Origin of the sequence: Bacteriovorax sp. BAL6_X, from assembly GCF_000443995.1 — a bacterium.
Classification (GTDB): domain Bacteria; phylum Bdellovibrionota; class Bacteriovoracia; order Bacteriovoracales; family Bacteriovoracaceae; genus Halobacteriovorax_A.
This window is the reverse complement of record NZ_AUMC01000008.1, coordinates 177,115-200,072: the sequence shown is the minus strand read 5'-3', so window position 1 is coordinate 200,072 and position 22,958 is coordinate 177,115. Positions and strand designations below refer to the sequence as shown.

Here is a 22,958-nt window from a genome sequence, read left to right as displayed (position 1 = left end):
AGATCACCCTTTGTCGTAACTCGACTGTTGAAATATTTCTACTAACTTTAATTATTTAAAGTACTTAGCTTTAATATTTCTTTTGCCGCTTCTTGTCCAACAGTATTTGAGCTACCTTGTAAAAAATGGGCCAGATCCTTGGAAAATTTTACGAATGAGGCGCGATTTTCACCGTTATCCTTTAGGGAGACAAGTTGGTTGATCTCCTCAAGTTGGCTCATTAAAATTGATTTATTAGTACCTTGAAAGGCCTTCTCAACACTGTCAATATATTCGATTTTAACCTTTGGCCTTGCTAGGAAGGTGAAGCCTTCAAGTTCGCTTGATTTCATATTGCCGCCAATCTTAGAAAATTGCATAACTTGATCTTGTGCTATATAGAGATAAATTTCATCACTACTTCCTCGATAGAATGAAGTGAATCTATTCAAGTTTCGATACTGCTTATAATCCATTTTAAATTCTGAAAATGCTTTCTTTGACTGGCCAATAGCAAGTAGATCTACGTGGACAAGGTCTTTAGTCGATCGACCCTTAATTATTTCACCGGCCCAGAATAACTTTCCAAAATCTTCTCTTGTTAAGAAGCTCGACTTTTCATCTTTATAAAATGAACTTAGGTAAGGGTAGCGATACTTAAAAAATGGAATTGAGCTAAAGCTATTTTCAAATCTTTTAAATGGCATCGAATCTGTCATTTTAACTAGATATGTGTTTGCCGTGTCTTTGTTAATGATAAAATAAGAAGGCTTTGGGCCACCGGTCCTGAGTACAATATGTTCTTGTGAGAATTTCTTTGAGAGTAGAAGTTCTTTAATCTTTAAAGGCCTTTTCCCTAACTCTTTAGGGACATTAATTTGCGATGGAGCTTTGGTATTGGAAAAGCCTTCTTGGATAATTGGGTAACCAATTACTAAGAGAATAAAAATGGCCAAATTAATAAGTGAAATAAATTTAAAGCCTTTTACTCGATAAGTAATACGTCCTCGAGTGATCAACTCTTTTAATGAAGGAGTATCAAATACTACGGGGAGTTCAAAAATTGGAATAAGATGTGCAATTAAATCGAGGGGAGTTCTAAGTACGGCCTTTGCCCTCTTTGATAGAAATGAGCCAGACGTTGTTGCACCACTAATAAATAGAGTTGGCGACACGCTAAATAATAAATTAGAAATAAATAAGATTCCAAACAGCACGATAAAGATCTTTGCAATATCTTGACTAACTAAGAAATCTACATATTTAGCAAGTTCTGTATTGGTTAAGTCGGCCAGTTTAACACTTAAGGAGTTGATGACATCGACTTCAACTTGCGTTGAAATAATCGTGGCTGCAAAGACTAGTGATAATGCACTCATAAAGCGAGTAAAAGGACCAACTAATTTATTTTCATCTCGTTTAGTTTTCTTTTTCTTTTGCTGTGCTTTTCTTATTTTTGCACCTTCATAATCTCGGGCCGTTCCTAATTTTAGATGAGATGCATCTTTTGACTTAGAGGATTTCTTCTTTTTTGTATTTTTATTTGATTTCTTCTTGTTCTTCTTTGTCTTTTTGTCTTGTTCTGTTTCTGCATTTTGTAGGCGAGCGACGTTAAGAACTTGAGTAATGCTAAGAGAGTCAGTGTTATCTTTCATTGGGGCCTGAATTGGGCCATTGTCATCTGTATCAATAATAAAAGAGATATCCTCATCTCCATTATCAGTGTCGTCATCAGACTCATCTTTGGCGAGCATATCACTACTTGTTGTTTCAAATAAAGATGAGTCATCTTGAGTGGCAAGCTTAATTTCTTCGAGTGATTCTTGGTTTTCTTGGTGATGGAAGCTCTGATCTTCATCAAGATCTTCATCAAGATCTAAATTAAGTTCATCATTTTCACAAGCAACTTCAAACTCGTCAGGTTGTTGTGCATGAGAGAGAGTTTTTAATTTGAACTCACTATTTTTATAGCTAAGTCTTTCACCAACTTCCATGAAGTAAGTTGAACCTTCTTGAAGTGGAGTCTCTTGTAATTTAGCATCTTGAATTTTTTGAATTAACTTTAGGACTAAGCAGTCATCATCAACTTGAACCTTGATGCTTCCACCGTTTTCTGAAATAATTAATTCATTATTTTCTTCTTTAAAAAAGAACTCTTTGACAGAGATAAGAATTTCTTGATTTTCATTAGAAGTGCTGTGGATAAAACCAACCTGCATAGTCAACCTTTGTTAATTTTCAATTAATTTCCTTACTATTTTAAAGGGATTATATAAATTTTCCTACTAATTTTTAGAATTCATTTTGTGTTAATATTGGTTAAGACAATTAAGGAGATTTAACCACGGAAGGGGACAAATAAATGAAAAAATTTTTTTTAGTAAGAGCGACGTTTGCTACGCTCTTAGCAGGACAAATGACTTTTGCGGCCGATGCTGATTACAATGTACAGGATCGTTTTCGTTTAATGGAAGACAAATTTCAAACTCAAGAATTCCTTAGGGAACCTGGGCATGACTTTCTAGTCGATATGTCAGTTTATGCTAATACTGATCTTATGGAATTAGTTGGTGATGTGTCTGATGCATCTGAGTCAGATGATCCAGATCAGGCTGCGGCCGATGTTCTGTCAGCTTATGCAGACACTGAACAGAATCTTAGGTTAAATGTAGAAGTAGGAGTTCCTCTTCCATCATTTAATGCTTTCAAAGGCCTAATTAGCCCAAGTGTAAGGCTAGGTGTAAATGTCGGCTCTCTTATTGGCATTGGTGAAGAAGAGATTGAAAAAGATACTCTGATCTCTGCGATACCTGGTAACTCTGAACTTAAAACTGCTCTTGAGAGTAAGCTTACTCAATCAGTATTAAATACTATCCTAGGTAACGCTGGCTATACGACTGATGATTTAGCAACTGACTTAGGATTAACGGCTAGTGAAAAAGCTGCTCTAGAAGACGCTATGGGTGGAACAGGTGTAGTTCTTCCATTTGCTGGTTCTGGTTCAATGGCACCAATCATTGATGCTTATGTGAAAGCTGATGTAACTGCTGGGCTAAATTTTGATTATAAGAATGAAAGACACTTTGGTTCTTTTTCTCTTTATGGTTTATATAGAGCGGACGTAAGACGTGTTCTTGATCAAGATGCTATTGCTGGAGACGGTGATGTAATTGATACTGAAAACCTTGATCAAAATATGACTCTTTATGCGATGGCCGATATCACTTATGGTTTTCACTGGTTATCAAACTTTAGAACAATGTTTAAGATCCAAGACATTGCGCTTGCGACAGTAATCGAAAACGATGAAGGTTATCTCCCACTATATGAGCCAGAAATTGGTTACCGTATGCATACTGATTATAGCTTCAATCTTTCAAATATGAGAGTTCGCCCGTTCCTAGGATTCCATATGAGAGATGGTTATGATTTCGCTGATGGAGTTTATGCTGGTACTGATGTAATGTTCCATGTTTGGAAGGAGAGACTAGCAGTTACTGTAAGAGGGATGCTAGACTCTGAACACCTAACTCTAACTCCAAGACTTAAGCTAGGATTCATGGATTTCATGTATTCTCTTAAGCAACCAATCACTTCAGAAGTACAAGGTGTGAAAATTTCAACAATTCACTCTGTAAACTTCAGACTACACTTCTAATTTAAGAAACATTGTGTTAAATATCGGGGGATCTAATGATCCCCCCATTTATTTCTGCGTAGACCAATGCTGGTCGCGAGCGGAGTTGTCTATTTAGGAGAGTACAAAATGGCAAAGAACACAAAAGAATTTGTTGAAATTATTAATATGGACCTGTTTTCAGGTTTCTTAAAAGAAAATAAGCTATCAAAGCCTACAGAGGTGCAGTCTGAAGCAATTCCTGAGTTTTTAGATGGCCACAATCTACAGGTACAGGCCCAAACAGGTAGCGGAAAGACCCTAAGTTATCTTCTTCCTTTATTTCAAAAGTTAAAAGAAACAGAATCTGATCTAAAGACTCAAAAAGCAGGTTCACCTCGTGCTATTATCTTACTTCCAATCAAAGAGCTTGCAATGCAGGTTTCTGATGAATGTAAGAAGATCTCTCACCATGCAAAGATGAGAGTTCGTCTTGCGCTTGGGGGTGAAAAGGGGAAGAAAGTAAGCACTCTTAAAAAGCAAACATTTGATATCCTTATTGGTGGTCCTGGACGTATTAAGTCGATGCTTGAAAAGAAAGAGATTCGACTAGATGATCTTGAATTTCTTGTTATTGATGAAGCAGATCAGCTTCTTGATATGGGCTTCATGCGTGAGCTTAAGGCCATTCGTCGCCATCTTACTTCTTCTTATCAAGCGTGTCTTGTTTCAGCGACAATGGCCGATGATTTCGATATGCTAAAGGCCGACTTCTTTTCAGGAATGCAATTTAAGTCGATTAGTTTAGTTGGCTCACATGGGCTTTCTCAAACCATTGAAACATTCAATATCGCTCTAGACTACACTGAGAAGAATGCCATGCTAGATGTTTTCGTTAAGAAGGAAGCAAAGGGTAGTGGGATTATCTTTGTTAATCAAAAAGAGAAGGCCGTTGAAGTATATAACTATATGAAGCAGGCCAAGCTTGTGAAAAATCTCTATGTTTCTCATGGTGATATTTCTGCTAAAGAAAGAAGTGAAAACTTTAAAAAGTTTAAAGCAACAGGTGGCATCTTAATCACAACAGATATGGCCGCTCGTGGAATTGATATTAAAACTCTTCAGTGGGTACTTAATTATGACCTTCCATTTGAAGCTGTTTACTATATTCACCGTTCTGGCCGTGTAGGACGTGCCGGTAGAGCTGGAAGTGTTTACAACTTTGTGACAAAAAAGGATCAGAAATTAATTACTCAAATCAATGAGGCCATTAAGAATCAGGATACTCTAAAGATTGATCCAATCTTTCTAAAGTCAATGGCCAAGAAATCAGGTGCCAAGAAGGCGACAAAGAAAGTTGTTAGAAGAGGGAAGCTTCCTCAAAAGAAAACTACTTCACGTACAAGCTCACGTACACCATCTCGTACATCAAAAAATTCTCGCGGCAGACGCCGTTAAATGATAAAATGCTAATATGTTTAAACGTATTAGCATTTTACTTTTTCTTTCATCATTCTTTATTATGCCATCATGTTCACAAAAGGATATCTATACTCCTTTAGAAATGTTTGATATGGCCTATAAGTTTGATAATACAATTGAAGAAGTTCGTATCGGGCTAAAAGAAGAAGAACGTCAATTAGACTGTAAGGACTACCCTGAAGGTTGTATCATAGGCTCTCCAAAACGTTTTAAGGTTAGATTAGTAGAAATGATTGTCGTGCAGTATATGACATCACATGAAGCTTGCTTGGCCGCATTTAAGCTAAATCAATACTATGCTCGTAACTGGTTATTTGATGATGTTGCAAGTGAGCCTGTTCTTGTAGACTTTGTTAAACAAGTTTACGACGCCAAAAATCCACAATCAAAAGAAGATTGTAATTAGTCCAATAGCCACTGATTAATTTCTTCGTGATAGTTTTTTAATTTCTTATTTGTTCCAATGATATCACTACTAGTAATAAGAATATATTTGTTGCTTTTTAAGAGTATTTGAATGGCGTGATTTGATGCTGTCGCACCCTTTGTCTTTAAGAGTTCGACTCTTTCGATTTCATCAAGTCCGAATTGAGTAATTTGTTTTCTTAAGAGTGAGCGAGCAACAAGTCTTACTGTGTTTCTGGGTTTACTCATCTCAAGATGACGATGCTTAAGAAGGGATAGAACAACTGTAGGTGTAAAGAGAAAGAGCAAAAGATCTTTTTGACTAAGTTTATTATTGAAGGTCATAAAGCTTCCAAGTCCAACAATAAGTAAAAGAATACATACTAGCGCTAGCTTTAATGGAAATGAATTAAGTGTTAAGTTCTGAAAATTCTTTTCAAGTTTTAACATATCGATCTCCCGTTATTGCTTTCGTATTTATTTTTTAAAGAAGTACTTTTTAAATCCTGTTTGAAAAGCGTCGATCTTTACTTCCCATGCATTAATGAACTCAGGATTCTCTTCTCTATATTCTTCTAGTGTTTCCTTGAACAATATTACCCATCGTCCAAGCTCGCCTAAGCGAATATTTAAGTATTCATGGGCCTCAAGTAGGTGGGCCGCAGGGCGTGGAAATTTAATTCCTAATAACTGCGACTGCCAAAAGGCGTTGATAACTTCTAAATGCTCATTAAAGTCATCAATATTTGCTAGGGGGACATTTTTGGCAGTAATCTTTCTAAAGTGATAACCAATAAAAACATCATTGATGGCCTTAGTGTAAAATGTCCTAGTAACTTTCTCAATTATGTTGATTTCGTAATCATTGCCAGTCATAAGTTAAGTCTACACTAAATTTTGTACTTTAAATACCGATGAAAGTTTATGAAGAAAATAATTATATCTTTACTTTCATTACTCCTAGGTAAATTTATCTATGCAGGTCCGTTAATTTCAGTAAATAACGATACATGTTGGTATAAAGAAGACCAAGGACGTACAAAAATTGCATCCTTTAATGATCAAGTAAGCCTTAATACAAATCGTGATGAAGTTTTAGGCCAAGTTGTTCAATATCTACATGAACAAAAATTTGTGGCCGAAAAAATAGACATGATTCACTCTTATGGACTATGTGGACCAAGGCTTTCTATGGCCTTTCGTATCTCTTATGAGAAGGTCGACTACTGTCTAAGAGCAAGTATTGAAAAAGATCATGGCCTTAGCTTTTCAGGAGTTGGCCTGGCCCAAGATAGTAAAGGAGCCTGTCAAAGTATAGCAAGTGATAAGCTTATCGTTTCTGTTGATCAGGCCAATATTGTCGATCTACAAAAATTTTTAAACGAGCAGGGACTGAGAGCTAAGAAGGTTGATAAGCTTTCTTCCAAAGTTTACGTTCTATACTTTGATGTTCAAAGAGATGAGATTAAAGATATTAGAAAGAATGTTATTGATAGTGGAATCGCTAACTCAGCGGAATTCTCAACGGGGCAATATCATATTGCAGATGAGTTTGAATTATTAAGCATTAGCTACTTTAGAAAATAAGCACAAATAAAAAAGGCCTCTTTTGAGGCCTTATTTTTTATCTTTTACCAATTTCAGCAATTGTCTTTCCAAGAGATTTAGAACGCTTTAAGTAAACATTCGATTTCTCTTCATGCTCAGCTTCTTCCTTACATGCAATGCAAAGCTCAGCAGTATTTCTCGCCATCAGGCGATCAAAACCAATTTCAATATCACACTCATCGCAAAGGCCGTATTCACCTTTTTCGATTTTTGTCAGTGCTTTATTGATTTTCTTTACGTAGAAGTTTTCACGATTTCTGAAACGAATTTCCTGCGATGTTTGAACGTTTGCTACTGCCTCGTCTAGAGGGTCAAGTAGTTCGTTCTTGTCCATGCAATACTGCTCTTTCTCACTGTTTTTGTTAAGAATTCTTTCTTTGTCAGCAAGTAGCGCATCTTTAAGTGCAGCTATTTGCTTGTCCGATAGATACGAGTTAGCTCTGTTCATTTCGACTCCCTTGTGCCGTGTTTCTTCCAGTGAAACAAGTTGTTTGTAACCTTAGTTTTGCGCTTAGGCAAAACAATTACGCACAACAAATATTGTGTTCGTGTGTTGTAGAAAGAATTTACTGTTCTGGGAGGTGTTAGTAAAAGGTATTTTTCTTACAAAGGATTACTTTGTCATGGAATATCAATAGTTTAGAGCTATATTTTTGGAAACGATGCTTCACAATGAGGGCAAAACTTCCAAAATTGCTTATCAACCTCTGTTTTACAGCCTGAGCACGTGATTATTGCGCTTAATTCTTCAAATGTTTCGTCATACATATTTGCAAAGAGATCACTTCTCATGGCCGCGATCGTCGTAGGATGGGCCCTGAATGTCCCAGGCATTGTGGTATTTGGAATAAATTTAGCTGGCGTTACACTCTTATCTGGAAAGATTTGAACTTGAACCTCTTGTGAAGGTTGCATTTGATACATTTGCCTATTAGCAATATTGCGTTCGTTCTTTAGTAATTCAAAATTGTCGTTGGCGCTAAACTTTCTATCCATGAATTAAATTGTAGCACACTATTGCCAGCGGCGTTCAAGCAGTTCAATAATTTCCACACAGGCCTTCTTATGTTGATTAAAACGTGCAAAGAAGCCCGGCTTTGCCTCTAGTACGGCCTTTTTAAAGTAGATTGACTGTGAACCAAGAGATTCAATTAGACGTAGGGTCCATTCAAAGACTTCTGGGTTTTGATGGCCAACTAGCTTTTCTAGGGCCTCGAGAAAGTCAAAAGGCAGTCTTTCGCCTCTTTTGTGAAATTCATCGATAATTTGTTTCCTGGCCACCCCAAGGCATAGAGTTAGGACTTCTGGGTCGTGGCATAGTGCTAAGCAATCCATGATTTCTGGGTAGATGATATGATCAAGAGTGATGGTGTTGTCGAGTAAGCAAAGAAGCGGAATAAGAGCTTCCCAATTCTCCTCTTTGTTGAGTTCTTGAAAGCGGGCCTTAAAGACGCTGAAATCCTCTTTGCTATAAATACAATTTGGCCTTCTTGAGGCCTGTAAATCGGCGATGACTTTGCGAAACTGTTCATCAATATCAATCATATTTCTTCCTTTGGGCCATATTTCATGTAGCAATTACTCGATTTACTTTTAAATATATGACATTTTAAGGCCTTATGCTATATAAATACCCTTTAAGAAGGTTTTTCAATGCAGCAGTATCTTATTAACGACATTTACCGTGCGACAGAAGGAGAGGGTGTCTTTATTGGCCGCTCACAGGTCTTCGTGCGTTTTCAAGGTTGTGCCGTTGGTTGTATTAATTGTGACTCGATGGATACTTGGAGTTTTGAAATAGAGCCTACGTCTATTGAGTCGATATTTGAAAAGGTTCTAGAAGAGTCTTATCAAGGAAAAATTAATTGGATATCAATTACTGGAGGAGACCCTCTTCATCCTAAACATGTTCCAAGTGTAGTGGCCCTATCTAAATTTCTAAAAGAGAAAGGCTTTAAGCTTAACATTGAAGCAGCTGGAACACGTGTTGTTGATGAAGTTTTTGAAAACCTCGACTATATCTCATTTGACCTTAAAACACCTTCTACAGGTGTTCAAACACGTCTAGCATTAATTGAAAAACTTGCACAAAACTATGATGGAAAATTCCAGCTTAAAGCAGTTATCGCTGATCGTAAGGACTTTGATTATACATTAGGCGCTTATCGAAAACTAGAGGAGAGTCTAGGCCCAGTTGATTTTCCTTGGGTGCTAACTCCATGCTTTGAGCCAAGTGAAGAATTTCCGATGCAAAGATTCATCGATATTCAAGAGTGGAATCAGTTAGAAGGTGGACCCTTTAGAGTCATTGGTCAGCAGCACAAGTGGATTTATGGTGCAGATAAGAAAAGTGTTTAACTAATTAAGCAGCTCTTCGCGTTCTGGCCAAAGTTTCTCGTTGCTTGGCCTCAAGTAGGTCAATACCATACTTTTTAATCGTACCTAAGTCAGTAATCGTGTATGAGTTAGACTCTGCCTTTGTGCGATCCTCTGGAGAGAAGTTGTCACAGATAACGACAAGCTTAGTATCTTCCGGTAGTTTTTTTAGAGCAATCTTGATAATACCTTGTACTTTTTCTAGAGAGTTGGTGCAATAGATAACGTACTTCTTGTCATCTTTAGTAACGCTAAAGTGCCAAAGGTTTGACTTATTCTTAGACTCAACAACATGGTACTCATATGATTTAAAAACCATCGTACATTGAGTGATAAATCCTTTAATTATTTTTTTGGAATTTGCTATCTTCGCCATTGAGTCTCCGCTTTACCAGTATCATATCGGTAATTCGGGTAAAATATTAAGAATTTTTACTAAGAAAGATCTTTAATTAGATTTTAATTACTTAGAAGTTTAGTGCCTGATTTTTGCCCAATACCTTTACTCATTTTGAATTGTTTACCGGCCTTAGCGCCAAGACTCCATGCATTTGCATCAAAGCTAGTAGCCTGACTTGTTTGTGATGATACACGAGGGTAGACTCGATTTCTATGGGCCTGTGCTAGTCCTTTTATATGGATAATTTCACGAGAGCTAATCTGTTTACTTTGGTGACCTTTTAACTCGTCTAGAAACGATTTGGTAAAGCTTTTGTAGTAGGAGTTACGTGCTCGAACTCCTTTTAAATTTGATGACTTCTTTGCCTGATTCCACAGGCCCTCCATTGCTTTAGATGTATAGTCATAAATAAAATGAGCGGCTTCAACATTTTCTTTGGCACCGATGATTTCGAGATAACCGCCACCGCGACCTGAGCTAAAAACAGGTGAGACAGCATATTCTTTAAGAATATCGTAAAGACAGTCATGAAGAATATTGCGCCTTTTAAAAGAGGCAACACGTCTAACATAAGTATCTTCAAATTCTTTCATATTAATGTCAGAACGTGTTAAATGATTAAGTTTTAGCTTATTTAGGTTATGCTTTTGGATTAGGTCGTTGGCCTTCTTTGCTGCAAGCTTCGCCTCAAATTCATTTTCCGACTTAGCAAGTTCAAGGAGCTTTTGAATTTTTGCCGTAATATTGTCATTTGTTCTAACGAAGGCCGTAAGGTTGACTTGAGACTTTGAGAAGCTCTCATCCCAACCAAAGCGTTTAAATATATTTCTAAACTCTACGCCGTGGGCCTGTTCGTGAATGCCACATTCAATATGCACGAGGAAATGGGCCAGCTCATGTTTTAAGACATTCTCTAGGAGCTTGTAATCGTTAATCGTAAGAAAGCATTTGTTGATACCAATCTGATAAATTAGGGGATCGTAGAAGCCTAGGATCTTATCAGAGTCATTTACCACAAATGTAAGTGGATACATGATACCTTTATAATGGAGGCGCGAGCGTTTAAAAGATAGGCCAATACTTGCGAAAATATCACATGCCATGAGTCTGATTTTTTTTACAAATAATTGGGTATTTTCGTTATAAATAAACATTAGTACTTAACACTACATCCATACGGTTTTGTTCGGGCCGGACTTACTTTCTTATTCTCTTTAAGTTGATCTAGTGCGTTTCTAACATAGTTTCGAGCATTTTGAATATCGCTTTTATCGGCCGAAGGGATGCTGTCAATGGCACCCATATATTCGATAATTCCATTTTCATTAATAATAAAAATCTCTGGAGTTGTCTTTGCGTTATATAGCTTACCAACAGTTCCATCCGTATCAATGAGGAAGTGAGTCGCATGAGATTTCTCGATTTTAAGTCGATTCGTTGCAGCTTGTGCGTCCTTGATATATCCCTGCTTGCCAACATTAGATGAGTTGATAGAAAGCCAGTGATAACCTCTTTCTTTTGCTAGTTTCTGGGTTTGTTGCATATTCATTGAGTCATAGTGCTTTCTAACAAAGGGACAGCCATCATTATACCACTCAAGAATGACCTTCTCACCTTTAAGAGTTGAGAGCTTTATTATTTCGTTATTTTGATTCTTAAGAGAGAATTGTGGTGCTTTGTCACCGGGTGATAAAGCAAGTGTAAGTGTTGTCATTAAGAGAGAAACTAAGATTTTCATAAATACTCCTTTCGCTTATTCTACGCTGTGATACTGGAGCTTACAATAAATAAAGGCCTACATTTGTAGGCCCTTATTTTATCTGAATTTAATTAACTTAATTAAACAGTTGGTGTCGTTTTAGAAGTAACAGCTGCTTTTAGTAGCTCTCTGTTCATACGAGCAATATTTGTGATTTCAATTCCTTTCGGACATGAAGCTTCACATTCTGCTTCGTTAGTACAGTTACCAAATCCAAGATCATCCATCTTCTTAACCATGTTTTGAACACGTTGAGAAGCTTCTGCTTGTCCTTGTGGAAGAAGTGCCATTTGAGAAACTTTTGCTGATACGAAAAGCATAGCAGAAGCGTTCTTACATGAAGCAACACAAGCTCCACAACCAATACATGCAGCAGCATCCATTGCTAGGTCAGCTTGTTCTTTTGGAACTAGGATTGCGTTAGCATCTTGTGCATTTCCAGTGTTAACTGAAACGAAGCCACCTGCTGCGATGATTTCATCAAATGCACTACGATCAACCATAAGGTCTTTTTCAACAGGAAAAGCTCTTGCTCTAAATGGCTCGATTACGATCGTGTCACCATCAGAAAATTTTCTCATGTGAAGCTGACAAGTTGTTGTTTCAGCTTCTGGCCCATGTGCTTGACCGTTGATCATTAGAGAACACATTCCACAGATTCCTTCACGACAGTCGTGGTCGAAAGCAACTGGCTCAACACCTTGTGGGATAAGTTCCTCATTTAACTGATCTAGCATTTCAAGAAATGAAGCATCCGGAGAAACGTTTTCTAATGTATAGTCGGCCATTTGACCTTTATCTTCACGATTCTTTTGACGCCAGATTTTAAGATGAAGTGTCATATTATTATTGCTACTCATATCATATACCTCTTATTTGTAACTTCTTTGTGTTAGTGGAACGTTAGGGAAGTCTAGTTCTTCAACGTTTCTAATTGGCTCACTACCTTCACCCATGTATTCCCATACAGCTGCGTGGCAGAAGTTATTGTCATCACGAAGTGCTTCGTTTTCTTCTGTCTGAGACTCTTCTCTGAAGTGACCACCACATGACTCTGGTCTTTCAAGAGCGTCGCGTGCCATTAGCTCACCAAGCTCTAGGAAGTCTGCAAGACGGTTAGCTTTTTCAAGCTCGATATTGATTCCATCTGCTGTTCCTGTAACTTTAACGTCTTTCCAAAATACTTCACGAAGTTTCTTAATCTTTTCAATTCCGGCCTTAAGAGTCTTCTCATCTCTTGCCATACCAACATGGTTCCACATGATTTGACCAAGTTCTTTGTGAATTGATTCAACAGATCTTGTTCCGTTGATTGAAAGAAGCTTAGAGAATCTGTTTTTTGATTCAGTAAGTGCCTTGTCAAATTCTGGGTGATCAGTTCCAACTTTATTCCCCATTAGTTTTTCAGATGCTAAATAATTAGGAACTGTAAATGGTGCAACAAAGTAACCATCTGCTAGACCTTGCATAAGTGCAGATGCTCCTAGGCGGTTTGCACCGTGGTCTGAGAAGTTCGCTTCACCAAGAGCAAATAGTCCTGGAACAGTTGTTTGAAGGTTGTAGTCAACCCATAGTCCACCCATTGTGTAGTGAACAGCAGGGTAGATTCTCATTGGAACTTTATATGGGTTTTCATCAGTAATTCTTTCGTACATATCAAAAAGGTTACCGTAGCGCTCTTTAATAGCGTCTTCACCATCACGCTCGATTGCTGTAGCGAAGTCTAGATAAACAGCTTCTTCACCAGCTCGTACTGACTTACCTTGGTCGATTTGTTCTTTTGCATTTCTTGAAGCAACGTCACGAGGTACAAGGTTACCAAATGAAGGATACTTTCTTTCTAGATAGTAATCTCTTTCTTCTTCTGGAATATCATTTGGTGCTCTGTGATCACCGGCTACTTTTGGAACCCATACTCGTCCATCATTTCTTAGAGATTCTGACATAAGAGTTAGTTTCGACTGGTTTTCACCGTGTCTTGGGATACAAGTTGGGTGAATTTGAGTGAAACATGGGTTGGCAAACATTGCACCTTTCTTATAGGCCTTCCATGCTGCCGAACCATTTGAAGTCATTGCGTTTGTCGATAGGTAGTAAACGTTTCCGTATCCACCTGTACACATAAGAACTGCATCTGCTGCGTGCTTTTCAAATTCACCAGTGATTACGTTTCTTGTGATGATACCACGTGCGCGACCGTCAACCATTACTAGGTCGACCATTTCACGACGAGTTAGCATTTGAACTTTTCCACGTCCTACTTCTTTCATTAGAGAAGAGTAAGCACCTAGAAGAAGCTGTTGACCAGTTTGTCCTCTAGCATAGAAAGTACGTGATACTTGAGCACCACCAAATGAACGGTTAGAAAGAGTTCCACCGTATTCACGTGCAAAAGGAACACCTTGTGCCGCACATTGGTCGATAATATTGTTTGCAACTTCTGCCAGACGATAAACGTTAGCTTCACGTGCACGGTAATCTCCACCTTTTACAGTGTCATAAAATAGACGCCAGATTGAGTCACCATCATTTGGGTAGTTTTTAGCAGCGTTAACACCACCTTGAGCTGCAATCGAGTGTGCACGTCTTGCAGAGTCTTGAAGACAGAAACATTTAACATTGTAACCTTGCTCTCCTAGAGTTGCAGCAGCTGATGCACCAGCAAGACCAGAACCAACAACGATTACTTCAAACTTACGTCTGTTGGCAGGGTTAACAAGTTTCATATTAAACTTATGTTGAGTCCATACTTTAGTGATATCGTCACCAGCAGGAACTTTACCATCCATTTTTTTGATATTCATATTAGTCATTACATTCCTCCCTTAACGTGACACCAAATTGCGATTGTTGAGTATCCAACAGTTAAGACAACAGCGTATAGTTTTGAAAGAAACTTGATCGCTGGCATATACTTAGGGTGGTTAAATCCAATTGATTGGAATGCTGACCAAAACCCGTGAGATACGTGAATTCCAATAACAATCATGAAAACTACATACATTCCCACATTAAGAGGAGAAGCAAAGTACTCAATCACAGTCTTGTAAAGGTCGCGAACTTCCATTCCATTTAATGTTGTCATATATACAGAACCATACTTAAAGTTAATTAAGTGCATGATGATGAAGAAAAGAATTAACATACCTGTGTATGGCATTGTTGAAGATGCGAAAGTAGCTCCACGGCCTGTAGGTTGCTTCATGTAGTAATTAACTGGACGAGCTGCTTTATTTTCCATCGTAAGTTTTAGGGCCATAAAGAGGTGAGTTAAAAAGATTACAAGAAGACCAGCTTCTGCAACATAGATTAGTGGGTTAGAAGTAAGCGTGTAAGCGTACTTGTTAAAAGCGTCTGCTCCAACCATTAGTAAAAAGTTACCAAGCATGTGTGAAAGTAGGAATCCACACAGAAGTAGTCCTGTAACTCCCATAACTTGCTTTTTAGCAACGGAGTTAGTCAAGTAAAAGCGTAATGCTGACATTGATACATTTCCTTTGTCTAATTTAATAAAAATTTTAAAATGTTATTTGAATGGATTATAATCCTTTAATCACCAAAACTTAAGTGAATTTTTAAGTGAATTTCATTTTTTGATGCACGGCTTAACTGGGCCTCAAGAATTAGGAGAATTTTAAATGTTGATCCATTCTTTTTTTGATAAAGACACTAATACTCTGACTTATATCATTTACTCTTTAGAAACAAAAAAGGCCATTGTGGTCGATCCGGTTTTAAATTTTGATTACGCAAGTGGTCTAGTGTCAACAAAAGACGTTTTACTCATTGATGATTTCTTGAAAGAAAATAATCTTGAGCTTTCATATATATTTGAAAGTCATGTTCACGCGGATCATCTTTCTGGTGCATCGAGCCTAAAGAAATATTACCCTGGTGCAAAGATCGTCATCCATGAAAATATTAAAAAGGTACAAAATGTTTTTAATGGGGCCTTTCATTCACAGGTAAAAGAAGATGGTTCTCAATTTGATTTATTAACTCGTGAAGGCGAGGTTTTTAAAGTCGCAGATGATATCGAGGTCGAAATTATTGAGACTCCTGGCCACACTCCAGCTTGTATGAGTTTATATGTTAATAAAGAAGCTCTTTTTGTAGGAGATGCTATCTTTATGCCTGATATGGGAACTGGCCGTTGCGACTTTCCAAAAGGAAGTGCTGACGATCTTTATGAATCAATTCAAAAAATTTACTCACTCGATGATAATTGTAGTATATACGTCGGCCATGACTATGGACCAGGTGGGCGTGAGATTATGTTTAAGACAACTGTTGGTAAGCAAAAGCGCAATAATATACAGTGTAAGGCAAGTACTACTAAAGAAGAGTTCTTGGATTTTAGAACATCTCGTGATGCTGTTTTAAGTGCTCCTAGACTTTTAATCCCTAGTATTCAATATAATATGAATGGGGGAGAGTTCATCTTTAGCGAAGAAGATGGTGCGCCGTTTTTTAAAGTGCCTGTAAAGATTTGAAGCTAAAATCTAACTAGCTAATTTTATTTAAGTTTGCACTTTGAATGTCGATTAGTATTTTGTGGGAGCAAATTAAATGACAAACGAAACTCATCCAGAAATTGAGAATACAATGCAATTTACCAAGATTGGTATTGCCTTAAAAGATTGGCCTTCTCTTTCTGAGTCTGAGCGTTTATCGACTTTTAATAGTATGTCAGAAGAAGAGGCCCAAGACTTCTTTGACTCTCTCGATTCAAATTATCAAGCCGATCTTTTTGAACAATTTGACCGCAATCTTAAAAGACGCTGGGCCAATGATTTGGCCTATGATGACTTGGCCGATATTTTACAGCTTCTTGATCATGAACAAGTTGAAGAGACTCTATCTCTTTTAGCTAAACATGCTCGCGTTGAAGTTATGGCCCTAATGGCATACGCCGAAGACGTTGCCGGTGGTCTTATGAATTCCAATTATATTCGCCTGCGTGCAAATATGATGGTGGAAGAGGCCATTCGCTATATCCGTACCCAAACTCTCAGTAATGTTGAGACGATTTATTATACTTATGTGATTGATACTGCTCAAAAGCTTGTTGGAGTGGTTTCACTGCGTGAGCTTTTTGGTGCTCGTGATGGCCAAAAGATTTCTGAACTAATGACAACAGGTGATGATCTGATTGCCATTCCTGATAATATGGATCAGGAAGAAATTGGTCGTGTCTTTAGTCGTTTTGAGCAAGTTGTTCTGCCGGTTGTTGATGAAGAGTTTCGAATGAAAGGGATCATTACAATTGATGATATCATCAAGGCCGTCGAAGAAGAGACGACGGAAGATATGCAAAAGATTGCGGCCGTTGAGTCTCTTGATGCTCCTTATCTTGAGGTTGGATTCTTTGAAATGACAAAGAAGCGCCTTGGTTGGCTAGTTATTCTATTTATTGGCCAAATGCTTACTGCTACGGCCATGACTCATTTTGAAGCGGCCATTGCTCATACCGTTGCTCTTGTAACTTTTATTCCACTTATTATTTCATCTGGTGGAAACTCAGGTGCTCAAGCATCAACACTTGTAATTCGCGCCCTTGCCCTTGGTGAGGTAAAAAATAGTGACTCACTTCGTGTCTTTTTTAGAGAGCTTGGCTCTGGCCTATTTATGGGATTTATTCTTGGAATCTTTGGTTTTATGAGAATTTACTTTTGGCCAGACGCTAATGTCGCCTACGGAATGAACTTCGCAAAAATTTCTCTTATCGTTGGCTGCAGTATTATTTGTATTGTCATGTGGGGGACGCTCGTTGGCTCTATGCTACCATTCCTTCTTAAGAAGCTTCGCTTTGACCCTGCTACGGCCTCAACTCCCTTTGTCGCAACGATTTGTGATGTGACGGGTATCATTATCTATTTCTCTATTGCCCACGCGCTCTTATAGGGTACGCGGACACTTTTCGACCTTTCAAGTAGTTGTTGTATGATTAACGCATTTTATTCGCTAAAAATGTTCACTCACGCCTAGAATATGCTCTATATCTACTTTAAGGCCCCTGAAACTGCTGTTAAAGTGATGAAATTAGGCGTTATTTGGTCGAATATATTGATAAGGTTTTGAATTTGCGAAAAGTGTCCGCGTACCAAGATAGCCAGATACTAATATAAGGCCCTCAAGCGAGGGCCTTGTTTTTTATTTTGATTTTTTCTTTGTTGCTTTCTTGGCAGTTTTTTTAGCGACTTTCTTTTTAGTGACTTTCTTTGCAGTCTTTTTGGCCGTTTTCTTAGCTACTTTCTTTGCAGTTTTCTTTGCAGTCTTTTTGGCCGTTTTCTTAGCTACTTTCTTTGCAGTTTTCTTTGCAGTTTTCTTTGCAGTTTTCTTTGCAGTCTTTTTGACCGTTTTCTTAGCTACTTTCTTTGCAGTTTTCTTTGCAGTCTTTTTGGCCGTTTTCTTAGCTACTTTCTTTGCAGTCTTTTTGGCCGTTTTCTTGGCCACTTTCTTTTCTGCTTTCTTCGCAGTCTTTTTGGCAACTTTCTTAGTTGCTTTTTTTACAACTTTTTTCGCTTCTTTCTTAGCGTCTTGTGCTTTCTTTGTGAGGTCGTTTGCAACTTTCTTAGTTGTACGTTTTACTTCTTCAACGGCTTCTTCAACATCATCAGACATCTCTTTTGCAGCTCTTGTAACTCTGTTGATTGCTTTCTTCGTCGACTTCTTAACATTTTGATATGTCTCACTATGACCAATGGCCTCTAATTCTTTTTCAATTAGCTTGTCGTACTCTGCTAGAACTTTCATTGGGTCTTTACCAAGACGATCGAGTTCTTGTTGAAGCTCTTCAAAGAATTTTTCAACCTTATGCTTTTGTACGTTTACTTTGTCATAGCGAAAGCGGAAGTGAGCATATAACTCATCGTATTTCTCACTACCTTCATCTTGGATTCTTTCTAACAGGTGTCGACACTTTTTTACAATTTCATCACTTGATGATGTTAGTGCATGTTTGGCCTGCTTGTTCTTCTTTTTTAAAAAATCATCTAAACCACTCATTTTTTCCCCCTGCAGCAAGATATCTTGATACACGTAAATAATATTACGTTACAAGTGTATCGTATTAGAAAGTATTTTCAACACTTTAATGATGGTAATTTTTTAATAATTACTTGCTTTGAGTCACAGAATTCTCTATATATACATATATCAATCAATTGGACGCTTATGGACAACAAAATAGAAGAAGTTAAAACAACTAAATATGACGAATCAGCGGATCGCGCAGGACTTCTTGTCTCTGTCTTATGTTGCCTACATTGCATGGCAATTCCATTATTGATTATCTTTGTTCCATCACTGGCCACTTATTTTGAAAATCCACTTATTCACAGTCTTGCGATCTTTATTGTAGTTCCAGTAGGGCTCTATGCTTTTATCAAGAACTTAAAAGTTCACAATGATAAGAGACCACTTTTTATTGGTATCCTTGGTATGGCCACTATTTTAGTTGGGCACTTTAATCAGTACTTTTTATCTGATCATGCTGGACATATGCACATGCATTCTCACTCAATTGGAACAGTTGAAGTTGTGGCCTCTATCGTTGGTGGCCTAGCTCTAATTGCAGCGCACTTACTTAATATCAAGTTATGTCGTTGCAACCACTGCGAACACTAGTAACGTAAATTCGTTCTTTTCGAAATTTTTAATGAAGAATTATCCATATAAAGATCTATGGCATCACTGTATGCTTGCGCACTTTCTAATCCAAAAAGTTTCTTCGTAAAACTATGGCCAAAGTTAAGCCATACATGCCCAACTTTTAAAAAGAAGCGAATGCGTTTAAGGGCGGCCTTTGATTCGTAGTATTTAAAGCAAGCACTTATATAGGCCTTCACAAATTCACCATAGTAACGAGCATGTAGGTGAGGGTCTTCGCTTAGGAATTGTTTTTGGAAGTCGTTTAATTCATGGCCTTGATCGGCCGCAAATTGAGTAATTAACCAAGGCTTTGCTGTTAGAGAGCGTCCTAGCATAACGGCCTGGCAGCCTGTTTCATTAAGCATTTGGGCAATGTCGCCGTGATCTTGAATATCGCCATTACCAATTATTGGAATATCGATACTTTCTTGTAAGAACTTGATTTGCTCCCAGTCTGCAACACCTTTTCTTTTTTGGGCCGCTAGCCTTGGGTGTAAGATGAGCCAATCAGCTCCGGCCTCTTTAAGCGCACTACAGAAGTCTAAAAGAAAGTTCTTATCGTTTTGATGACCGGCCCTAAGTTTTACTGAGACAGGAACAGTAGCGTGTCTTTTAACCATCTCCACAACACTTGCTGCATACTTTGTATCACCCATTAATGAAACACCGTAGTTGTGCTTTAAGGCTTTTTTTACTGGGCAGCCCATATTGATATCAATGGCACTTGCTCCCCAGGCCTCTAGTTTCGGGATGGCCTTTTCAATATATCTTTCTTCATTACAAAGTATTTGTGGATAAAGTCCGTAGTCAGATTCGCTTTTAAAAGTTTCAGGAGTCTCTCCAAGAACTTGGTCAGGTAGTCTTCTTGAGTTTAGCATTTCTGTGGCCCATAAGGTCTTTATATTCTCTGGGAAATAGGGCCTAAGGGCCTCTCTAAGCGCAACATGTGAGAGTCCTACCATAGGAGCTAAAAGCGCTCTAAATTCAATTAGGTTCTCAAACTTTTGCCAAGAAGGTGTACGAGGTTGTGCCAAATTTGTTCCTTTAGTTCAGTTAGCTCGAGTTCTTGCCTAATCGCGAATTCTCGGTAGATGGCCGAAACCTTTAGATCTCGACGATCATCAGTTTCAAAGAAGATATACTCTAAGTCCACTTTATTATTCAAGATGGTGCTGCTAATTTTAGCATTAGACGACTCGAAGAAGCGGGGGCCTAGGCTGGTGTAGATTCTGCGCTCATGAGAGTTATTCATATCACTAAGCGTTCCATTAAAGTCATGAAGTACCCAAGGCGTATGGCCAGGGTAGGACTTATGAAGGCGAAAAATTTCAGATAGACATCTTACATTGTGAATTATGAGAGGCTTATTTAGTTGGTTGGCCAATTCAATATGCCAGCTAAAGACTTTTTCTTGTTTTTTTAGGTCTGTGTCGATAGCGCGATCAAGGCCGGCCTCTCCAATCATAAGACACAGCTCCATATGACTAAGTTTCTTAACTTGCTCAAAACTTTCTTTGGCGCCTGATAGCCTCCATGGGTGGACTCCTGCACTAAAAAATTGACCCGCTTGGGGTAAGTCATTGATTTGCGGTGAGTATGAATAAATGCAAAAATCCTCAATAGGAGCTGTTTTGTTTGGCCTTGAATGGCCGTGAAGGTCGATAAATTTTGCACTTTCGCTTTCTTTGCTTGTCATATGACATATATTTTAATACATTACGGTTCTAATTAAAAATTTGAAAAAAGATATTGCTTATCTTTTTAAAATCAATTATTTATTTAGGAATTATTTAATATATTTATTATAAGCGTTACAAATTGATGTAGGAGTACTTAATGTTAACAATTAGATTACAACGCGGTGGTAGAACTCACATGCCTATTTACACAATCGTTGCAGCTGACTCAAGAAATGCAAGAGACGGAAAATTCAGCGAGAAATTAGGTCAATATAACCCACAACTTAAAGAAAATAACCTTATCGATATCAAAGCTGAGAGAATCTCTGAGCTACTTGGTAAAGGTGCTACAATTTCTGATACTGTAAGAACACTTCTAAAGAAGAACAAAGTTACTCTTAACTAGTAATTTTTGTTTTTCATTTAAAAAAGCATAAAACGGCATTTTTGTAGAAGGAGTTCATGATGAGTGAGTTAAAAGACTTAATCGATACAGTTAGTCGCGCATTAGTTGATATGCCAGAGCAAGTAGAAGTAAACGAGATTGTTGGTGAACAAACAACAGTTATCGAACTTAAGGTTGATAAAACTGACCTTGGTAAAGTTATTGGGAAGCAAGGGAAAACAGCTCGCGCACTAAGAACTATTCTTAATGCTGCTTCAACTAAGTTGAAAAAAAGATCTGTTTTAGAAATTATAGAATAATTTACTTGAATCAATAAATATTGTGTTTTAAAAAGACCTATCGAAAGATAGGTTTTTTTATTTTTGTTATAACAAAAGAGAGCATATATATGATTGAATCAATGTCTATTCCACAAAGTCCAGAAGCAAAACGCATTCTATTAGTAGATGACCAAATAGAAATCTTAGAGCTTTTACAAGATGCTTTACAGATGGAAGGGTATCAAGTTGATGCTTGTGCAAATGCAAGTGCGGCCTTAAATGCTCTAGGTGAACATACGTATTCGCATGTAATTTCGGATTATCAAATGCCTGAAGTAAATGGGATGGAGCTTGCATCACAAGCACAAGGTGTCTTAAAAGAGAAGATGCCCCCTTTTATTCTTGCTACAGGTGATTGTTCGATTAATTCTGAGACGATTAAGGGCAAAGGTGTTAGTGGTATTCTTCCAAAACCATTTACCCTTAAGCAGGTAATAACTGTTCTACAAAATTAGAAACTAGCTATTCTTATTTTCGTTCTTTGATTGGTCTTCGATTTTGCTGGCAGTATTGGTATTGTCCTGCTGATCTTCTTCTTTAAGTCCATGTTTAAAGCCTGTAATGGCCTTTCCTAGAGACTTACCAAGTTCTGGAAGCTTCTTCCCTCCAAAAAGTAGAATAATGATAGCTAGGATAATTAAACTTTCTGTAATTCCAAGGCTCATATTTTCCTCATTTCAAGCTAAATTAATAAATTTTAGATAAGTCCATTGTATACTTACCTGGAGCATATTCGCTAAATCTTTTTGCACGAATATCCTTATAAATCTTCTTATTGTTGGAATTTGAGGCATATGGATAGATACAAATCCCACCTCTTGGTGTGAATTCACCAATAACTTCAACGTATTTTGGCTTCATAAGCTTTGTTAAATCGTCACAAATTTTTTGCACACAATCTTCGTGGAAGTCACCGTGGTTCCTAAAACTAAATAGATATAGCTTTAAAGACTTAGACTCAACCATCTTCTTATCTGCAATATAATTAATGTAGATACGAGCAAAGTCAGGCTGGCCTGTTTTTGGGCATAGGGATGTGAACTCTGTACACACAAATGTTGTCCAAGCGTCACTTCCTGGGTTCTTGTTGTCAAAGGCCTCTAGTACATCTGGAGCATAAGTATCTGGATACTCTGTATTTGCTGAACCTAGTGCAAATGCATCTAGTTCTTTTACATTTCTTCCTTTCGGTGATTGCTTTGCTTTCGACTTTGTTTTCGTTTGTTTAATAGATTTTTTCGATGCTGACATTTATCGACTCTCTTGAATTATTTT

28 protein-coding genes are annotated in these 22,958 nt (G+C 37.7%); 11 read left to right on the top strand and 17 right to left on the bottom strand.

Annotated elements, in window-relative coordinates; all coding sequences use genetic code 11:
* Nucleotides 1-47: 47 nt before the first annotated feature.
* Entirely contained in the window at nt 48-2,198 is a 2,151-nt protein-coding gene (locus M902_RS08345) for a hypothetical protein (protein ID WP_021267332.1), read from the bottom strand.
* Between the two features lie 143 nt (nt 2,199-2,341).
* On the opposite strand from M902_RS08345, the gene M902_RS08340 reads away from it, so the two are divergent.
* The 3 genes from M902_RS08340 (at nt 2,342) to M902_RS08330 (ending at nt 5,483) form a co-directional block, all read left to right on the top strand.
* On the top strand, nt 2,342-3,637 hold the full coding sequence (locus M902_RS08340; protein ID WP_021267175.1) for a hypothetical protein: 1,296 nt from the start codon (nt 2,342-2,344) through the stop codon (nt 3,635-3,637).
* Between the two features lie 108 nt (nt 3,638-3,745).
* Complete coding sequence (locus M902_RS08335) at nt 3,746-5,053, top strand: DEAD/DEAH box helicase (RefSeq protein ID WP_021267276.1); 1,308 nt, start codon at nt 3,746-3,748, stop codon at nt 5,051-5,053.
* A 16-nt stretch (nt 5,054-5,069) separates the two neighbouring features.
* Nucleotides 5,070-5,483, top strand: a complete 414-nt coding sequence (locus M902_RS08330) for a hypothetical protein (protein ID WP_021267365.1) — start codon at nt 5,070-5,072, stop codon at nt 5,481-5,483.
* Here M902_RS08330 and M902_RS08325 read toward each other — a convergent pair.
* Together M902_RS08325 and M902_RS08320 are read right to left on the bottom strand one after the other, a co-directional pair.
* Nucleotides 5,480-5,932 carry a hypothetical protein gene (locus tag M902_RS08325; protein ID WP_021267319.1) on the bottom strand — a complete coding sequence of 151 codons (453 nt, stop codon included), beginning with the start codon at nt 5,930-5,932 and terminating at the stop codon, nt 5,480-5,482. The two genes, M902_RS08330 and M902_RS08325, sit on opposite strands and share 4 nt — an antisense overlap.
* Before the next feature lie 27 nt (nt 5,933-5,959).
* Nucleotides 5,960-6,358 carry a group III truncated hemoglobin gene (locus M902_RS08320; RefSeq protein ID WP_021267231.1) on the bottom strand — a complete coding sequence of 133 codons (399 nt, stop codon included), beginning with the start codon at nt 6,356-6,358 and terminating at the stop codon, nt 5,960-5,962.
* A 48-nt stretch (nt 6,359-6,406) separates the two neighbouring features.
* Here M902_RS08320 and M902_RS08315 point away from each other — a divergent pair, with 48 nt between their 5' ends.
* A complete protein-coding gene (locus tag M902_RS08315) occupies nt 6,407-7,069 on the top strand; it encodes a hypothetical protein (protein ID WP_021267195.1) in 663 nt (220 codons plus the stop codon).
* Between the two features lie 37 nt (nt 7,070-7,106).
* Here M902_RS08315 and M902_RS08310 read toward each other — a convergent pair whose 3' ends face one another.
* The 3 genes from M902_RS08310 to M902_RS08300 form a co-directional block, all read right to left on the bottom strand.
* Nucleotides 7,107-7,538 (bottom strand): TraR/DksA C4-type zinc finger protein, encoded by a 432-nt coding sequence (locus M902_RS08310; RefSeq protein ID WP_021267338.1) that lies wholly within the window; start codon nt 7,536-7,538, stop codon nt 7,107-7,109.
* Nucleotides 7,539-7,735: 197 nt separating this feature from the next.
* Nucleotides 7,736-8,086: a hypothetical protein gene (locus tag M902_RS08305; RefSeq protein WP_040314487.1), complete on the bottom strand. Its 351-nt coding sequence runs from the start codon at nt 8,084-8,086 to the stop codon at nt 7,736-7,738.
* Nucleotides 8,087-8,104: 18 nt separating this feature from the next.
* The gene (locus M902_RS08300; protein ID WP_021267277.1) at nt 8,105-8,635 is read right to left on the bottom strand and encodes a hypothetical protein; all 531 of its coding nucleotides are present in this window, start codon (nt 8,633-8,635) and stop codon (nt 8,105-8,107) included.
* Nucleotides 8,636-8,743: 108 nt separating this feature from the next.
* On the opposite strand from M902_RS08300, the gene M902_RS08295 reads away from it, so the two are divergent.
* The gene (locus M902_RS08295; protein WP_021267191.1) at nt 8,744-9,448 is read left to right on the top strand and encodes a 7-carboxy-7-deazaguanine synthase QueE; all 705 of its coding nucleotides are present in this window, start codon (nt 8,744-8,746) and stop codon (nt 9,446-9,448) included.
* Nucleotides 9,449-9,452: 4 nt separating this feature from the next.
* Here the strand turns inward: M902_RS08295 and M902_RS08290 are convergent, their stop codons facing one another.
* The 6 genes from M902_RS08290 to M902_RS08265 form a co-directional block, all read right to left on the bottom strand.
* Nucleotides 9,453-9,842: a hypothetical protein gene (locus M902_RS08290; RefSeq protein ID WP_021267208.1), complete on the bottom strand. Its 390-nt coding sequence runs from the start codon at nt 9,840-9,842 to the stop codon at nt 9,453-9,455.
* A gap of 83 nt (nt 9,843-9,925) precedes the next feature.
* Nucleotides 9,926-11,020, bottom strand: a complete 1,095-nt coding sequence (locus M902_RS08285) for a DUF2786 domain-containing protein (RefSeq protein WP_040314486.1) — start codon at nt 11,018-11,020, stop codon at nt 9,926-9,928.
* Nucleotides 11,020-11,604 carry a redoxin domain-containing protein gene (locus M902_RS08280; protein ID WP_021267292.1) on the bottom strand — a complete coding sequence of 195 codons (585 nt, stop codon included), beginning with the start codon at nt 11,602-11,604 and terminating at the stop codon, nt 11,020-11,022. Before M902_RS08280 ends, M902_RS08285 begins: the two co-directional genes overlap by 1 nt.
* A 101-nt stretch (nt 11,605-11,705) precedes the next feature.
* A complete protein-coding gene (locus M902_RS08275) occupies nt 11,706-12,467 on the bottom strand; it encodes a succinate dehydrogenase/fumarate reductase iron-sulfur subunit (RefSeq protein ID WP_040314528.1) in 762 nt (253 codons plus the stop codon).
* A gap of 30 nt (nt 12,468-12,497) precedes the next feature.
* The gene (locus M902_RS08270; protein ID WP_021267255.1) at nt 12,498-14,438 is read right to left on the bottom strand and encodes a fumarate reductase/succinate dehydrogenase flavoprotein subunit; all 1,941 of its coding nucleotides are present in this window, start codon (nt 14,436-14,438) and stop codon (nt 12,498-12,500) included.
* Nucleotides 14,438-15,109, bottom strand: a complete 672-nt coding sequence (locus M902_RS08265; protein WP_021267356.1) for a succinate dehydrogenase cytochrome b subunit — start codon at nt 15,107-15,109, stop codon at nt 14,438-14,440. Before M902_RS08265 ends, M902_RS08270 begins: the two co-directional genes overlap by 1 nt.
* 154 nt (nt 15,110-15,263) lie before the next feature.
* Here M902_RS08265 and M902_RS08260 point away from each other — a divergent pair, with 154 nt between their 5' ends.
* Together M902_RS08260 and mgtE are read left to right on the top strand one after the other, a co-directional pair.
* Nucleotides 15,264-16,118 (top strand): MBL fold metallo-hydrolase, encoded by an 855-nt coding sequence (locus M902_RS08260; protein ID WP_021267243.1) that lies wholly within the window; start codon nt 15,264-15,266, stop codon nt 16,116-16,118.
* Between the two features lie 76 nt (nt 16,119-16,194).
* The gene (mgtE, locus tag M902_RS08255) at nt 16,195-17,529 is read left to right on the top strand and encodes a magnesium transporter (RefSeq protein ID WP_021267372.1); all 1,335 of its coding nucleotides are present in this window, start codon (nt 16,195-16,197) and stop codon (nt 17,527-17,529) included.
* Nucleotides 17,530-17,778: 249 nt separating this feature from the next.
* On the opposite strand, the gene M902_RS16620 is transcribed toward mgtE, so the two are convergent.
* Nucleotides 17,779-18,633 (bottom strand): hypothetical protein, encoded by an 855-nt coding sequence (locus tag M902_RS16620; RefSeq protein ID WP_021267207.1) that lies wholly within the window; start codon nt 18,631-18,633, stop codon nt 17,779-17,781.
* A 168-nt stretch (nt 18,634-18,801) separates the two neighbouring features.
* On the opposite strand from M902_RS16620, the gene M902_RS08245 reads away from it, so the two are divergent.
* Entirely contained in the window at nt 18,802-19,254 is a 453-nt protein-coding gene (locus M902_RS08245; RefSeq protein WP_021267280.1) for a MerC domain-containing protein, read from the top strand.
* On the opposite strand, the gene M902_RS08240 is transcribed toward M902_RS08245, so the two are convergent.
* Both M902_RS08240 and M902_RS15900 read right to left on the bottom strand, forming a co-directional pair.
* The gene (locus M902_RS08240; protein ID WP_021267327.1) at nt 19,251-20,312 is read right to left on the bottom strand and encodes a tRNA-dihydrouridine synthase family protein; all 1,062 of its coding nucleotides are present in this window, start codon (nt 20,310-20,312) and stop codon (nt 19,251-19,253) included. The two genes, M902_RS08245 and M902_RS08240, sit on opposite strands and share 4 nt — an antisense overlap.
* Nucleotides 20,267-20,974: a TatD family hydrolase gene (locus M902_RS15900; RefSeq protein ID WP_021267181.1), complete on the bottom strand. Its 708-nt coding sequence runs from the start codon at nt 20,972-20,974 to the stop codon at nt 20,267-20,269. Before M902_RS15900 ends, M902_RS08240 begins: the two co-directional genes overlap by 46 nt.
* 140 nt (nt 20,975-21,114) lie before the next feature.
* On the opposite strand from M902_RS15900, the gene rpsP reads away from it, so the two are divergent.
* The 3 genes from rpsP to M902_RS08220 all read left to right on the top strand — a co-directional run bounded on the left by rpsP (nt 21,115) and on the right by M902_RS08220 (nt 22,138).
* Nucleotides 21,115-21,363, top strand: coding sequence for a 30S ribosomal protein S16 (rpsP, locus tag M902_RS08230; RefSeq protein WP_021267155.1), 249 nt, complete (start codon nt 21,115-21,117; stop codon nt 21,361-21,363).
* A 59-nt stretch (nt 21,364-21,422) separates the two neighbouring features.
* Nucleotides 21,423-21,662, top strand: coding sequence for a KH domain-containing protein (locus tag M902_RS08225; protein ID WP_021267274.1), 240 nt, complete (start codon nt 21,423-21,425; stop codon nt 21,660-21,662).
* Between the two features lie 89 nt (nt 21,663-21,751).
* Nucleotides 21,752-22,138, top strand: coding sequence for a response regulator (locus M902_RS08220; protein ID WP_021267342.1), 387 nt, complete (start codon nt 21,752-21,754; stop codon nt 22,136-22,138).
* 3 nt (nt 22,139-22,141) lie between these two features.
* On the opposite strand, the gene M902_RS08215 is transcribed toward M902_RS08220, so the two are convergent.
* A complete protein-coding gene (locus M902_RS08215) occupies nt 22,142-22,348 on the bottom strand; it encodes a twin-arginine translocase TatA/TatE family subunit (protein WP_021267238.1) in 207 nt (68 codons plus the stop codon).
* A 22-nt stretch (nt 22,349-22,370) separates the two neighbouring features.
* A complete protein-coding gene (gene queF, locus M902_RS16765; RefSeq protein WP_021267220.1) occupies nt 22,371-22,934 on the bottom strand; it encodes a preQ(1) synthase in 564 nt (187 codons plus the stop codon).
* Nucleotides 22,935-22,958: the final 24 nt, after the last annotated feature.

Bases quoted from the DNA above. Each gene is read 5' to 3' on its own strand.
- M902_RS08345 (WP_021267332.1), bottom strand. From the start codon at position 2,198: ATGCAGGTTGGTTTTATCCACAGCACTTCTAATGAAAATCAAGAAATT.
- M902_RS08340 (WP_021267175.1), top strand. From the start codon at position 2,342: ATGAAAAAATTTTTTTTAGTAAGAGCGACGTTTGCTACGCTCTTAGCA.
- M902_RS08335 (WP_021267276.1), top strand. From the start codon at position 3,746: ATGGCAAAGAACACAAAAGAATTTGTTGAAATTATTAATATGGACCTG.
- M902_RS08330 (WP_021267365.1), top strand. From the start codon at position 5,070: ATGTTTAAACGTATTAGCATTTTACTTTTTCTTTCATCATTCTTTATT.
- M902_RS08325 (WP_021267319.1), bottom strand. From the start codon at position 5,932: ATGTTAAAACTTGAAAAGAATTTTCAGAACTTAACACTTAATTCATTT.
- M902_RS08320 (WP_021267231.1), bottom strand. From the start codon at position 6,358: ATGACTGGCAATGATTACGAAATCAACATAATTGAGAAAGTTACTAGG.
- M902_RS08315 (WP_021267195.1), top strand. From the start codon at position 6,407: ATGAAGAAAATAATTATATCTTTACTTTCATTACTCCTAGGTAAATTT.
- M902_RS08310 (WP_021267338.1), bottom strand. From the start codon at position 7,538: ATGAACAGAGCTAACTCGTATCTATCGGACAAGCAAATAGCTGCACTT.
- M902_RS08305 (WP_040314487.1), bottom strand. From the start codon at position 8,086: ATGGATAGAAAGTTTAGCGCCAACGACAATTTTGAATTACTAAAGAAC.
- M902_RS08300 (WP_021267277.1), bottom strand. From the start codon at position 8,635: ATGATTGATATTGATGAACAGTTTCGCAAAGTCATCGCCGATTTACAG.
- M902_RS08295 (WP_021267191.1), top strand. From the start codon at position 8,744: ATGCAGCAGTATCTTATTAACGACATTTACCGTGCGACAGAAGGAGAG.
- M902_RS08290 (WP_021267208.1), bottom strand. From the start codon at position 9,842: ATGGCGAAGATAGCAAATTCCAAAAAAATAATTAAAGGATTTATCACT.
- M902_RS08285 (WP_040314486.1), bottom strand. From the start codon at position 11,020: ATGTTTATTTATAACGAAAATACCCAATTATTTGTAAAAAAAATCAGA.
- M902_RS08280 (WP_021267292.1), bottom strand. From the start codon at position 11,604: ATGAAAATCTTAGTTTCTCTCTTAATGACAACACTTACACTTGCTTTA.
- M902_RS08275 (WP_040314528.1), bottom strand. From the start codon at position 12,467: ATGACACTTCATCTTAAAATCTGGCGTCAAAAGAATCGTGAAGATAAA.
- M902_RS08270 (WP_021267255.1), bottom strand. From the start codon at position 14,438: ATGACTAATATGAATATCAAAAAAATGGATGGTAAAGTTCCTGCTGGT.
- M902_RS08265 (WP_021267356.1), bottom strand. From the start codon at position 15,109: ATGTCAGCATTACGCTTTTACTTGACTAACTCCGTTGCTAAAAAGCAA.
- M902_RS08260 (WP_021267243.1), top strand. From the start codon at position 15,264: ATGTTGATCCATTCTTTTTTTGATAAAGACACTAATACTCTGACTTAT.
- mgtE (WP_021267372.1), top strand. From the start codon at position 16,195: ATGACAAACGAAACTCATCCAGAAATTGAGAATACAATGCAATTTACC.
- M902_RS16620 (WP_021267207.1), bottom strand. From the start codon at position 18,633: ATGAGTGGTTTAGATGATTTTTTAAAAAAGAAGAACAAGCAGGCCAAA.
- M902_RS08245 (WP_021267280.1), top strand. From the start codon at position 18,802: ATGGACAACAAAATAGAAGAAGTTAAAACAACTAAATATGACGAATCA.
- M902_RS15900 (WP_021267181.1), bottom strand. From the start codon at position 20,974: ATGACAAGCAAAGAAAGCGAAAGTGCAAAATTTATCGACCTTCACGGC.
- rpsP (WP_021267155.1), top strand. From the start codon at position 21,115: ATGTTAACAATTAGATTACAACGCGGTGGTAGAACTCACATGCCTATT.
- M902_RS08225 (WP_021267274.1), top strand. From the start codon at position 21,423: ATGAGTGAGTTAAAAGACTTAATCGATACAGTTAGTCGCGCATTAGTT.
- M902_RS08220 (WP_021267342.1), top strand. From the start codon at position 21,752: ATGATTGAATCAATGTCTATTCCACAAAGTCCAGAAGCAAAACGCATT.
- M902_RS08215 (WP_021267238.1), bottom strand. From the start codon at position 22,348: ATGAGCCTTGGAATTACAGAAAGTTTAATTATCCTAGCTATCATTATT.
- queF (WP_021267220.1), bottom strand. From the start codon at position 22,934: ATGTCAGCATCGAAAAAATCTATTAAACAAACGAAAACAAAGTCGAAA.